General features: G+C 31.0%; 12 protein-coding genes. 3 read left to right on the top strand and 9 right to left on the bottom strand.

The window, feature by feature from the left end:
• Window positions 1–3: 3 nt before the first annotated feature.
• Together LJY17_RS08055 and LJY17_RS08050 are read right to left on the bottom strand one after the other, a co-directional pair.
• Window positions 4–780, bottom strand: coding sequence for a zinc ribbon domain-containing protein (locus tag LJY17_RS08055; protein WP_264543328.1), 777 nt, complete (start codon window positions 778–780; stop codon window positions 4–6).
• 3 nt (window positions 781–783) lie between these two features.
• On the bottom strand, window positions 784–1,878 hold the full coding sequence (locus tag LJY17_RS08050) for a Nif3-like dinuclear metal center hexameric protein (RefSeq protein ID WP_264543327.1): 1,095 nt from the start codon (window positions 1,876–1,878) through the stop codon (window positions 784–786).
• 75 nt (window positions 1,879–1,953) lie between these two features.
• Between LJY17_RS08050 and lpxK the strand changes: the two genes are divergently transcribed.
• Window positions 1,954–2,985, top strand: a complete 1,032-nt coding sequence (lpxK, locus tag LJY17_RS08045; protein WP_264543326.1) for a tetraacyldisaccharide 4'-kinase — start codon at window positions 1,954–1,956, stop codon at window positions 2,983–2,985.
• Window positions 2,957–3,769 (top strand): purine-nucleoside phosphorylase, encoded by an 813-nt coding sequence (locus tag LJY17_RS08040; RefSeq protein ID WP_264543325.1) that lies wholly within the window; start codon window positions 2,957–2,959, stop codon window positions 3,767–3,769. Before lpxK ends, LJY17_RS08040 begins: the two co-directional genes overlap by 29 nt.
• Here LJY17_RS08040 and LJY17_RS08035 read toward each other — a convergent pair.
• The 3 genes from LJY17_RS08035 to lipA form a co-directional block, all read right to left on the bottom strand.
• A complete protein-coding gene (locus tag LJY17_RS08035) occupies window positions 3,756–5,888 on the bottom strand; it encodes an ATP-binding protein (RefSeq protein ID WP_264543324.1) in 2,133 nt (710 codons plus the stop codon). The two genes, LJY17_RS08040 and LJY17_RS08035, sit on opposite strands and share 14 nt — an antisense overlap.
• 100 nt (window positions 5,889–5,988) lie before the next feature.
• On the bottom strand, window positions 5,989–6,993 hold the full coding sequence (gene gap, locus LJY17_RS08030) for a type I glyceraldehyde-3-phosphate dehydrogenase (RefSeq protein WP_264543323.1): 1,005 nt from the start codon (window positions 6,991–6,993) through the stop codon (window positions 5,989–5,991).
• Window positions 6,994–7,021: 28 nt separating this feature from the next.
• On the bottom strand, window positions 7,022–7,894 hold the full coding sequence (gene lipA, locus LJY17_RS08025) for a lipoyl synthase (RefSeq protein ID WP_264543322.1): 873 nt from the start codon (window positions 7,892–7,894) through the stop codon (window positions 7,022–7,024).
• 231 nt (window positions 7,895–8,125) lie between these two features.
• Between lipA and LJY17_RS08020 the strand changes: the two genes are divergently transcribed.
• Window positions 8,126–8,917: a hypothetical protein gene (locus tag LJY17_RS08020; protein ID WP_264543321.1), complete on the top strand. Its 792-nt coding sequence runs from the start codon at window positions 8,126–8,128 to the stop codon at window positions 8,915–8,917.
• Window positions 8,918–8,982: 65 nt separating this feature from the next.
• Here the strand turns inward: LJY17_RS08020 and LJY17_RS08015 are convergent, their stop codons facing one another.
• From LJY17_RS08015 to LJY17_RS08000, 4 genes are read right to left on the bottom strand one after another with little or no spacing between them, the layout of a single operon-like run.
• Entirely contained in the window at window positions 8,983–9,801 is an 819-nt protein-coding gene (locus LJY17_RS08015) for an energy transducer TonB (protein ID WP_264543320.1), read from the bottom strand.
• A 46-nt stretch (window positions 9,802–9,847) separates the two neighbouring features.
• The gene (locus LJY17_RS08010) at window positions 9,848–10,294 is read right to left on the bottom strand and encodes a hypothetical protein (protein WP_264543319.1); all 447 of its coding nucleotides are present in this window, start codon (window positions 10,292–10,294) and stop codon (window positions 9,848–9,850) included.
• A gap of 5 nt (window positions 10,295–10,299) precedes the next feature.
• Complete coding sequence (locus LJY17_RS08005; protein ID WP_264543318.1) at window positions 10,300–11,112, bottom strand: N-acetylmuramidase family protein; 813 nt, start codon at window positions 11,110–11,112, stop codon at window positions 10,300–10,302.
• A gap of 17 nt (window positions 11,113–11,129) precedes the next feature.
• Entirely contained in the window at window positions 11,130–11,786 is a 657-nt protein-coding gene (locus LJY17_RS08000) for a hypothetical protein (protein WP_264543317.1), read from the bottom strand.
• Between the last annotated feature and the right edge of the window lie 7 nt (window positions 11,787–11,793).

The raw sequence follows: 11,793 nt of genomic DNA, 5'->3' as shown, positions 1-11,793 counted from the left end.
TAATTATATTTTGGCAAACAATTGCTCCATTTTTTCTTTTTCTTCTTGAGCTAATGCATTGTCTACAAGAATTCTTCCACTATGCTCGTCAGTAATTATTTTTTTACGAGAGGCGATTTCCATTTGCGTTTGTGGTGGAATTGTAAAGAAAGAACCAGCCGAAGCACCACGTTCAATAGAAACAATTGCTAAACCGTTTCTAACACTTCCGCGGATACGGTTGTAAGCGTTTAATAAGCGCTCCTCGATCTGTGCTTGATATTCTGCTGATTTTTCAGATAAGAATTTCTCTTCTTTTTCAGTTTCAGACATAATAGCGTCTAACTCTGATTTTTTATGTTTTAGATGATTTGATTTTGCTTCTAACTTTTCTTTAGATTGATCAATCACTTCTTTTTTGTGTTCAATTGAAGCTTTCATCTCACGGATGTGCTTCTCTGCTAATTGAATTTCTAATTCTTGAAACTCAATTTCTTTTGATAATGAGTTGAATTCACGGTTGTTACGAACCTCTTTTTGTTGAGAAGTGTATTTTTTGATAGCTTCTTTGTGTTCCTCAATGCTAACTTTTTTAGCTTTGATTTGGTCTTCAATGCTTTCTAAATCAGCTTTGAATTTATCTAAACGAGTGCTTAACCCTGCAACTTCATCTTCTAAATCTTCCACTTCAAGAGGTAATTCTCCTCTTACGTTTCTAATTTCGTCGATTCTTGAATCTATTAATTGTAAATCATACAACGCTCTTAACTTCTCTTCAACGTTCAATTCTTTTGCTGCCATAGTTTATAAGTACTTAACTGGGTTTGTATTTATTTGTGATAAAACGAATGCAAAATTAGGAATTTTTTTCGTAAGATAATCAACTATATAATTTTTTATGTAACGTTCGCTTTCAAAATGCCCAATATCAGCCAGTAAAATTCTGTTTTCCGCTTCATAAAAGTTATGATATTTTAAATCGGCAGTTAAATAAGCATCAGCTCCAGCCTGAATTGCATTTTTAATGGCAAAACTTCCCGAACCTCCTAAAACAGCTACTTTTTTTATTGGTTTATTTAGAAAATCTGTATGACGAACACCTCCACATTCCATTTTTTCTTTCACCATTTTAAGAAAATCAAATTCATTCATTTCAGAAGCCAATTCACCAATCATTCCTAATCCAATATTTTGATGAACATTTTGCAAATCATAAATTTCATAAGCTACTTCTTCATAAACATGACTGTTAAGTAATGCTTTTAAAACTTTGTTTTGTAGATGTTTTTCAAAAGTAACTTCAATTTTAATCTCTTCTCCTTCAACAAATTCAAAACGTTCTCCTATTTCTGGATTACTATTTTCATTGCCCATGTATGTCCCAATGCCTTTAGAATTGAAACTACAATCTTCGTAATTTCCAATTCTTCCTGCTCCAGCTTCGAACAATGCGTTTCGAACTTCTTCAGCATTATCAGGTATGGTATAGGTAATTAACTTCTGAATAAAATTCTGCTTAGGAACTAAAATTTTAGTGTTCTGCAATCCTAAAGCATCACAAAAGATTTTGTTTACTCCGTTTTGGTGATTGTCTAAAGCTGTATGTACAGCATAAATAGCAATGTCATTTTTGATTGCTTTTAAAATGGCGCGTTCAACATAATTTTTACCTGTAATTTTTTTGATACCTGAAAACAGAATAGGATGGAAGCATACGACCAAATTACATTTTTTTTCTATGGCTTCATCTATTACGGTTTCTAGTGCATCATGACAAACCAATACTCTGGTTGCTTCATTCTCATTGTCTCCAACAAGTAAACCTACATTGTCAAAATCTTCGGCATAGGCTAAAGGAGCCATTTCTTCTAAGACAGAAAGTATTTCTTTAATTTTCATTTTGAAATGATTAGAATAAACAAATTAACGAATAAACAAGCCAACATAAAAATAAAAAATAGCTACATTCGTACTATGAATTTACTACGAAAATTACTTTTCCCATTCGCAATACTTTATGGTTGGATTACCAGTGCTAGAAACTTTTTGTTTGATGTTGGGTTTTTAAAATCACGTTCTTTTTCTATCCCGGTAATTGCTGTTGGTAATTTAAGTGTTGGAGGTACAGGTAAAACACCACAAATAGAATATCTGATTAGATTACTTTCAGATAAGTATAAAATAGCAACTTTAAGCCGTGGTTATAAACGTAAATCTGAAGGTTTTGTTTTAGCTGATGCTAAAGTCACCAGTGAAATTTTAGGAGACGAACCATATCAATTTTTTCAAAAATTCCCTCAAATTCAAGTAGCTGTCGATGCAAATCGTGTCAACGGAATTGAACAGTTACTTTCTGAATCTAATAAACCAGAAGTGATTTTGCTTGATGATGCATTTCAGCATAGAAAAGTAAAAGCAGGATTTTATATTATGCTTACCGCTTATGATGATTTATTTTGTGATGATTTTATGCTTCCAACAGGAAATTTACGAGAAGTTAGATCTGGAGTGAATAGAGCAAATATGATTGTTGTAACGAAATGTCCTGGGAATATTGTTTCTGAAAAGATGAATGAAATTAGAAAAAAGATAGAAGATTATTTAAAAGTTGATATACCAATTTTATTTAGTTATATCGATTATGATGATTGTGTTTATTCTGAAAATGAAAAAATAAGTGTAACCGATTTTCAAGTTGTTGATAAATTAGTTGTTTCGGGCATTGCAAAACCTGAACCTTTTTTCGCATATTTGCAGGCTGTTAAAAAATCAACGATGGTGTTTCCGGATCATCATAATTTTTCGGAAAACGATATTAAAACGATTCTTGACACAGCAAATGAAAGAAAAATTGTTACAACTGAAAAGGATTTTGTAAGGTTGAAAGGTAAATTGCCAGTTGATCAATTATATTATTTACCTATTAAATCTTCGTTTGTAACTAGTAGTGATGAATTTAATAAAAAGATTTTAGAGTATGTGGGAGCAAGTACAAGAAACAGTTGATTATATTCAAAATAGAACAAGTTTCTCTCCAGAGTATGGTGTTATTTTAGGCTCAGGTTTAGGAGGTTTTACCGATGACATGGAGGTTGAGTTTATTTTACCTTATAATGAAATTCCAAATTTTCCAGTATCGACAGTAGAAGGGCATAAAGGAGCTTTAGTTTTTGGAACAATTAATGGTAAAAAAGTGGTTGCAATGCAAGGCCGTTTCCACTATTATGAAGGGTATACAATGAAAGAAGTTACTTTTCCTGTAAGAGTAATGAAATATCTTGGTGTTGAAAAATTAATTGTTTCAAATGCATCGGGAGGTGTAAATTCTAACTATAAAGTAGGATCAGTTGTAATTATTAAAGATCATGTAAATATGATGCCTGAGCATCCGTTACGTGGAAAGAATGATTCTCGTTTTGGTCCTCGTTTTGTAAATATGAGTGAGCCATATAGTAGAAAAATGATGATGAAGGCAAAAGAAATTGCAACTAATTTTGGAATCACAGTTCACGACGGTGTTTATCTAGGTTTGCAAGGACCAACTTTTGAAACTCTAGCAGAATACAGAATGGTTAAAACATTAGGATGTGATTGTGTGGGAATGAGTACTGTTCCTGAAGTTATTGTGGCACGACACATGGAATTAGAGACTTTTGGTATTTCAGTAATTACAGATATGGGTGATGCAGAAAGTATTGATTCAATTACTCATGAAGAAGTTTTAGAAGCAGCCAAAGAAGCCGAACCTCATGTTCGTAAACTCATAAAAGAACTAATTACACAATATTAGTCTCAATCAATAAATTTGTCTCGATAACCTTGTAAAGGTTATCGGGATTAAATGGTTTAGTAATCACATCATTCATTCCAAAAGACATTAGCATATCTCTATTCTCATCAAGTGATATTGCTGTTAAAGCTATAATAGGGGTTTGTTTGTCAAATTTTCTTATTTCTTCTGTAGCGATAGTTCCATTTATTCCTGGTAAGTGAACATCCATAAGTACCAAATCGTACTTGTTTTCCTTAAGTTTTACTATTGCATCTTCCCCAGTTTCACACAATTCACATATCATGCGTTTTTTCTCGAGTATCTTTTTGGTAATCATTTGATTAATCTTGTTGTCTTCTACCAAAAGAATTTTTTTATTGATGAATACAGTTTCGTCTGAAATAAAATTGATATTTACAGGTTCAGTTTCTTCACCTATTTTGAAGTCAAGAGTAAATGAAAAAGTTGAACCTTTGTTGATTTCACTTTCTACCGAAATTTTCCCTCCCATTAACGAAACTAGCCTTCTTACAATTGTTAGTCCTAGCCCAGTTCCTCCATATTTTCTGTTGATTTCTACAGAACCTTGAGAGAAACTTTCAAAAATACTTTCTTGTTTCTCTTTAGGAATTCCTATTCCAGTATCTTTTACTTCAAATTTTAAACTACAATCTTCCTCGCTTTTATGAATGACAGATGATTTTACAGTTATAGTTCCATTGCTAGTAAATTTTAAAGCATTGTTAATTAGGTTGATGAAAATTTGCGATAATTTTGTAGGATCACCTATCAAATTATCAGGAACTTCACTTCCTATTTCAAGTTTAAAATCGTTGTTGTTTTGACTAGCTTGTTCTTTTAACGAGTTTTGAATATTGTGCAATAATTCTTTAAAGTTGAAATTAATTTTTTCTACTTCAATGTTATTTGACTCAATTCGGTTAATTTCAAGAATTTCATTAATATAAGTAAGGAGGTAATTTCCTGAGAACTTAAGAGATTTTAAATATTCAATTTGACTAGCTTTTGGTTTTTCTTCTAATAATATATGTGAAATTCCATTGATAGCATTAAGCGGAGTTCTTAGCTCATGACTTACCGTTGAAAGGAATTCTGCTCTAGCTTTAGAAGCCTTTTCCATTCTTTCTTTTGCGATTTCTAACTCATTATTTTTGTCACGAAGTAATTCGTTTGACTTGTTTCTAATGATATTGTTTTTATACAAAGACAAACTTAATAACGAAAGAATTGTAATCAAGGCAATACTCAAAATGTTAATTAGCTTAGAAAATTTACCTTCTTTTTCTTGTTCTTTATTTTCTTTATCGAGCTTCTCCATCGATTTCATGATGTCATTCACTTTTGCCCTTTCAGAAACAATATTTTGCTCGTTACTTTTTGATATAGATTGTAAAGAATCTTTAAGTTTAGTATATGATTTTAAGTAAATTAGTGATTTCTGGGAATCTCCCATTTTTTCATATAATTCACTTAAAAGTTTGCAAAATTTAATTTGTTGCTCAAGATTTTCATCAGAAATGCTTATTTGATAACCTCTTGTTAGGTAGTTTATAGCTAAATTATTTATGCCTTGCTTGGCTTTTAAATTACCTAACTGATAAAATGCTTCAGATTGCATTTCAAAAATTTTCTTATCTTTAGGTAATCGGGTTAATTCTTCAAAGGTTCTTTCAGCTATTTTTACTTCCTTTTTTTCAAGATATAAAAGTGCTTTTTGTAGTTGAACCATGTTTTTTGCATTGGATAAATCTAGAGTTTGATAAATTGAAGTTGACTTATCAAAATAGGATTCAGCTCTTGAATAGTTTCCTGTATTCATAAAGCATAATCCTAAATTATAATATGAAAGTGCTAATTCTGAGGTAGGTTCTAAAGAGCTATATATTGCAACAGAACGAAGTAGTTTTTCAATTGCTAAATCATATTTTCTGAAATCATAATAAATAATTCCAAGTGATTGATATCCATTTGCTAACGAGAAGTTGTCGTTTTGTTTTTCAGAATATACAATTGCTTTATTAGCATATTCTAGTGCTTTGTCAAATATTCTACTTTTCTTATATAAATTGGCTTCTGAAATATAAAAAAAAGAGCTGTCTATTTTTGTTGATCTCACAGTTGTTTCCTGTGTAAATCCCAAAAAAGCGAAGAATAAAAAGAAAAAAACAAATAGCCGTTTCAAATCATTTGAGGTTTCAAAAACTCTCTAAATATAGCTATTTTTTATCAATAAGCGAGATTAAGTCGATAATTCGGGAAGAATATCCTATTTCGTTATCATACCAACCCACAACTTTTACCATTTTATCAATAACTGAAGTGAGCTGGGAATCGAATAAACATGAATTTCTGTTTCCTAAAATGTCTACAGAAACAATAGGGTCTTCTGTATATGCTAAAATTCCTTTTAAATTAGTTTCGGATGCTTTTTTAAAAGCAGAATTAATTTCTTCGATAGAAACTTCTCTAGTAACATTAAAAGTGATATCGGTAAGAGAGCCGTCTGGAACAGGAACTCTAATTCCGCAACCACCCATTTTATTGTTTAATTCAGGAAAAATTTTATTTAAAGCTTTTGCTGCTCCAGTAGTTGTTGGAACAATTGATTGTGCAGCTCCTCTGGCTCTTCGTAAATCTTTATGAGGTTGATCATGAAGACTTTGATCGGTAGTGTAGGAGTGAACAGTTGTAATGTATGCTTGTTCAATTCCGCAAAGTTCTTGAATCACTTTTATCATTGGAGCAGCATTATTTGTGGTGCAACTAGCATTTGAAACAATGAGTTCGTCTCCATTTAATATATGTTCATTAACACCTAAAACGACTGTTTTTATTAAATCATCTTGGGGTGGAGCTGATAAAATCACTTTTTTAGCGCCTGATTTTAAGTGTTCTTCGGCTAAATTATATTTTAAAAATTTTCCTGTTGCTTCTATGACGAAATCAATAGATAATTCTTTCCAATTTAGTTTTGAGATTTCTCTTTCATGAAAAAAAGAGTAACTATTACCATCAACTAATATGGAATTTTCATCAAAGCTAACAGTGTTTGGAAGTATACCGTGAATGCTATCATATTTTAGTAAATGAGCCATTGTTTTGTTATCTGCAATATCATTGATGGCTATTACCTCAATTGTTGGATGATTTAAAAGTAAACGGAATAAGTTTCTTCCAATTCTTCCAAATCCGTTTATTGCGATTCTGGTTTTTTGACTCATTATTATGCGAAATTCTTAAAAAAGAAGATTAAAGAATATGTTTTTGGGCATGGTAAGATGAACGAACCAACACACCACTTTCTACATGACGGAATCCTAATTCTTTTCCTATTTGCTCGTATTTTGCAAATTGTTCAGGAGTAATATATTCTTTAACTGGTAAGTGTTTTTTACTAGGTTGAAGGTATTGTCCAATAGTAACAATATCTACATTAGCGTCACGTAAATCTTTCATGGTCTGAATTACTTCTTCTTCAGTTTCACCTAAACCTAACATGATTCCTGATTTTGTTCTTCTAATGCCTTGGTCTTTTAGATATTTTAAAACCGCTAAGCTTCGGTCGTATTTTGCTTGAATTCGAACTTCTCTAGTTAATCTACGAACAGTTTCCATGTTATGTGAAACTACTTCAGGACTAACTTCTACAATGCGATCAAGAATTCGTTCTACTCCTTGAAAATCAGGAATTAATGTTTCTAGAGTTGTTTCAGGATTCATTCTTCGGATAGCTTTAACAGTTTCGGCCCAAATAATTGACCCCATGTCTTTTAAATCATCTCGATCCACACTAGTAATTACAGCATGCTTAATTTTCATGATCTTAATTGATCGTGCTACTTTTTCGGGTTCATCCCATTCAACATCTTCTGGACGACCTGTTTTGACTCCGCAAAAACCACATGACCTTGTACAAATATTTCCTAAAATCATAAAGGTAGCAGTACCTTCCCCCCAACATTCGCCCATGTTTGGACAGCTTCCAGATGTACAAATTGTATTTAATTTATATTTGTCTACTAAGCCTCTAAGTTCAGTGTATTTTTCACCAATTGGTAATTTTACTTTTAACCATTTTGGTTTTCCTACAGGTAATATATTTGAAGTTGTTGCCGTTTCCATAAAAGCATTTTTTTGCCCAACAAAGATACGTAAAGAATGAAAATTATTAAGTAATGGACTGATATTTATGATTTTTTTGACTTTTCAAAAAAGCTATTATCAAAAACCGTCTTTGAATAGGATAATAGTTTAAAATAAAAAATAATTTAAGATAATGATTTGATAACTAAAACTGAATAATAGTTTTGGAAATAGTTGTTAAATTTGTAGGAATTTTAATATAAATTAATCATGAAAAAAATTATTTTTTATGTCATTACGATGACAACTTTAGTTTTTGGGCAAACAAGTGCTCAAACTGCTCAACAACATTTAAATTCTGCAATCCAATCAGAAGGAAACATTAGAAACGGTGTAATTGCTGCTAAAAACGCAGTTAATCAGTTAACCAAAGAAATTGTAGTAATTGGTAATCCAAATGCTGTATTGTTTAATAATAAAATGTTTGAACAAGTAAATACAGTACAAAATAATGTTGACGATACAGACTATTTTGTAAATGAAGCTAAGAATGTTTCGGTCATGCCTTTTACAACTCAAGCTATCAATAATTTGACTGCTGATTTAATTAATTTGAATGACGAATTGATTGGACTTACTTATCAAATCGAAGAAGCATTAGGCAATAATAATAACAATGCAACACTTAATTATTTGTCGCAAGTAAGCAATGTTTTAAATGCGCAGGATAACAAAGCAGTTGAAGTTATTAATGCGATTCAATCTTTGAAGCAAACTATTAAATTGTATAATGTTTGCATTCAAACAGTAGATTATCAAGGAAATCCAGTTAATGGAAGTGATTTACATGGGTTTTGGGCTCAAAACTTAGTAACTGGAGAATATATTTATCCAACAAACCAAGATGGAAATTGTTTTGAAAATCTTCCAGCAGGAACATATAGATTCGATTCATATAATGGTTACTGGAGTGGAACTTCTTCTACAGATGTTACATTATCAGAAAATCTTGAAAACGCTAACGGTATTATTGTTGTTAATCTAGTTTACTGGTCAGAATAAAACAACGAAAAAGCCATTCAATTCAATTCGAAAAGAATGGCTTTTATGTTTGGTATTAAGGTTTTTTATTGTGTTTTTACCACAATTGGTAAAGAATATGATGTTCTTACTGGTTTTCCTTTTAATATACCTGGTTCCCATTTTGTTTTGATAGATTTAAGAACTCTAATAGCTTCTTTATCTAGTCCAAAGCCTGGGCTTCTTGGTACTGTAATGTTTGATAAGCTTCCGTCTTTTTCTACAACGAAGAAAACAATAACTTTTAATGTTCTTTCTTCTTCTAATTCAGGAACAGAAAATCTATTTCCAACTAATTTTAAAAACTCATTAATTCCACCAGGGAAATTAGGATTTTTTTCAACCATTGAAGGATTAACAATTGTTGTTCCATTATCTTCTGGTTCTTCAGTAGTTGTCGTAGTTGTAGTCACCGTTGTGCCAGTTCCTCCTATATTACCATTAGTATTCGTGTTTTCCGTATTTGGTTTTTCTACATCTTCTGGTTTCGTAAAATCTGTATCAGGAGCTACTGCAGCATCAACAATATGTGGATCAACTAATGTTTTTGTTGTTATAGGAGGTTGCGCAGCAGTTTTTGGAGCCACTGGCAATTTGGGTTTTATTTCTTCTCGTAAATTAACGTGATGAAGTTCTAAAATAGGATCATCACCTAATTCAATTGGTTTAACAACTGGTTTTTCTCCAAATGAACTTAGTAAAATAGGAAGGGCAACAAGAGTTGTAACAAATACTAAAGCAGTAAAAAATGCTTTCGTGGTTGTTGCACCGTCTTCTTTTCTTAATTGATAAGCGCCATACTCTTTGTTTTTTCCTTCAAAAACAAGTTCTAGCCATTCGTCTTTGGTAATGTTTAGCTTAGACATAATTTTTCGGTTTTTATGGTTAATTAATAATTTTTCATTGATTTAATTAACTATATGAAAAAACTGTGCCAAAAAGTATTTCTTCTAAAATTATTGTTAATTTTTTAACTAAATAGTTTTGCTCTAAGCGATATCGATTCCAGGTTTTTTGTCCAACTCTTTGTAAACCAACGCCTAAAGACTTTGTTTCTAAAAATTCTTCTTCTCCATTTTCGTAATGAAGAACCAAGTATAAATTAGGAAATTCATATTGAATTTTCCAATAGCCATATTTTACTTCATTTGATTCTCTGGGTAATGAAAGTCCTCCTCCCGTAACACTCGAAAAAATCTGTTTTTTAGCTTCAAAACTTTTATTGTCGTAAAGTGTTAGGCTGCATTTAATGTCGCTATACCAACCACCTCCTGAATAATCTCTATCGCTTTCTACATTTTCATAAACCAATTTTTTATTTGATAACAAATTGATCATTTCAAGAACTAAATTTTCCATATTGATTAGTTTGAATATTTTCGGTAGGCACTAGCTAATTTTTCATCATATTTATTAGATTTATAACCAGCCCCATTATAGTAGTATGCAAATCTATCCCAGTTTTTATCCTTTAATAGATCAATTAAATTAGCCGTATGCACTTCTAAAAATTTACCTAAGGCAATTAAATGTTCTCTTTCCGATAAATACATTTTATCTACAAACTCAGTCACTGAACTGTAACCTATATTGGTAGCATGGAATCCCATTATTTGAAAACACCCCCATGAAGCTGAAGATAATGCGGCATCCTTGTTGATGCTAATAGCTTTTTCTAATCGAGAATATTCACCCTCTCCACCAATGTAATGTGCTTTTGTCCAGTTTTTATACAAAATATCTTCATTACCACTCAATACAGAGTTAGGGTTAATTCCTCTTTTTTCAAGTTCTTTCCAAAATATGTGACCTTCAAAAAGAATTTTGGGCTTTCCACTTAAAAGAAAACCTTTTCCTGAGCTTTCAACCTGATTTACAGCTTTTACAGTCGCTAGATCTACATTATAAAGATTTGAAAAATCAATTAAATCTTGTTCAGACAAAAACTTACTATTGTAGTCAGTCAAGTTGGGTTGCAATTCATATAACTTTGACCATGTTTTAATACCAACAACACCATCTACTACTAAATTGTTTTTTAGTTGAAAATCTTTAACAGTAGTGTCAACGGTTAAAGTAAAAGAATCAGTAACTGGTAATTGGTAGCCAATTTTATTTAATAACTCACATAAAGTGATTACTTCGGAGCATTTTACATTGTATTTTATTGTTCTCATCTTTCATTTTTTAAATTTTATGGCTTTTGTAATAAAATTTCTGGATATGATTTCGAGTTTGTATACTCTAAACCTGAAATTTTAATATCCGTAAATAAAAAATTCATAGTTTGATAAAAAACTTCATTTGTATTTCCTTTTTTATCAGAGAATGATTCAATGCCTAATGAATAGTAAACATTGTTGTTCAATTTATATTTAGTAAGTTCAATTCCTGATCCACTACCAATCATTTCTTTTCCCGAAACTATTCTTTCATTTTCTGCATCATATTTTACTAGAAGTCTGTCTTTTTCTATTTTGATCCATTCACTTGAAAGCATATTTGAAGAATTTCCAATAATCAAATCCAAAGGATTTTTTTGCGGATCAGTATCGAAACTAAATTTTACCCATGAGTTAACATTGCCATTATTACCATTACTAAATTTTTTAGCACCGTAATCTTCCAGTAGTTTTTTAGCTTCCAGTTTGGCAATAACTTCACCTTTCTCATCCTTTTTTGGTTCTCTTAGTTTTATTCCTAATTCGGTTGAATTAGTTTTAAGATAATAATCCTGTCTTTGAAACAAATTACTTTCCTCAAAATATTCATTATAATTTGAAAACCATTTTTCTATGATGTTTACCTGATCTGAAGATAAAATCCATCTTGTTTCGGTACTTACTAACATAGTTTTT

The organism is Flavobacterium hankyongi, assembly GCF_036840915.1.
Taxonomy (GTDB): Bacteria; Bacteroidota; Bacteroidia; order Flavobacteriales; family Flavobacteriaceae; genus Flavobacterium; species Flavobacterium hankyongi.
The sequence above is the reverse complement of the archived record's forward strand: the minus strand, read 5'-3'. Positions and strand labels throughout refer to the sequence as shown.

What these genes read in the sequence shown, in the direction of transcription:
- lipA (WP_264543322.1), bottom strand. Translation starts at nt 7,894, where the DNA reads ATGGAAACGGCAACAACTTCAAATATATTACCTGTAGGAAAACCAAAA.
- LJY17_RS08055 (WP_264543328.1), bottom strand. Translation starts at nt 780, where the DNA reads ATGGCAGCAAAAGAATTGAACGTTGAAGAGAAGTTAAGAGCGTTGTAT.
- lpxK (WP_264543326.1), top strand. Translation starts at nt 1,954, where the DNA reads ATGAATTTACTACGAAAATTACTTTTCCCATTCGCAATACTTTATGGT.
- LJY17_RS08010 (WP_264543319.1), bottom strand. Translation starts at nt 10,294, where the DNA reads ATGGAAAATTTAGTTCTTGAAATGATCAATTTGTTATCAAATAAAAAA.
- LJY17_RS08000 (WP_264543317.1), bottom strand. Translation starts at nt 11,786, where the DNA reads ATGTTAGTAAGTACCGAAACAAGATGGATTTTATCTTCAGATCAGGTA.
- LJY17_RS08015 (WP_264543320.1), bottom strand. Translation starts at nt 9,801, where the DNA reads ATGTCTAAGCTAAACATTACCAAAGACGAATGGCTAGAACTTGTTTTT.
- gap (WP_264543323.1), bottom strand. Translation starts at nt 6,993, where the DNA reads ATGAGTCAAAAAACCAGAATCGCAATAAACGGATTTGGAAGAATTGGA.
- LJY17_RS08040 (WP_264543325.1), top strand. Translation starts at nt 2,957, where the DNA reads ATGTGGGAGCAAGTACAAGAAACAGTTGATTATATTCAAAATAGAACA.
- LJY17_RS08020 (WP_264543321.1), top strand. Translation starts at nt 8,126, where the DNA reads ATGAAAAAAATTATTTTTTATGTCATTACGATGACAACTTTAGTTTTT.
- LJY17_RS08005 (WP_264543318.1), bottom strand. Translation starts at nt 11,112, where the DNA reads ATGAGAACAATAAAATACAATGTAAAATGCTCCGAAGTAATCACTTTA.
- LJY17_RS08050 (WP_264543327.1), bottom strand. Translation starts at nt 1,878, where the DNA reads ATGAAAATTAAAGAAATACTTTCTGTCTTAGAAGAAATGGCTCCTTTA.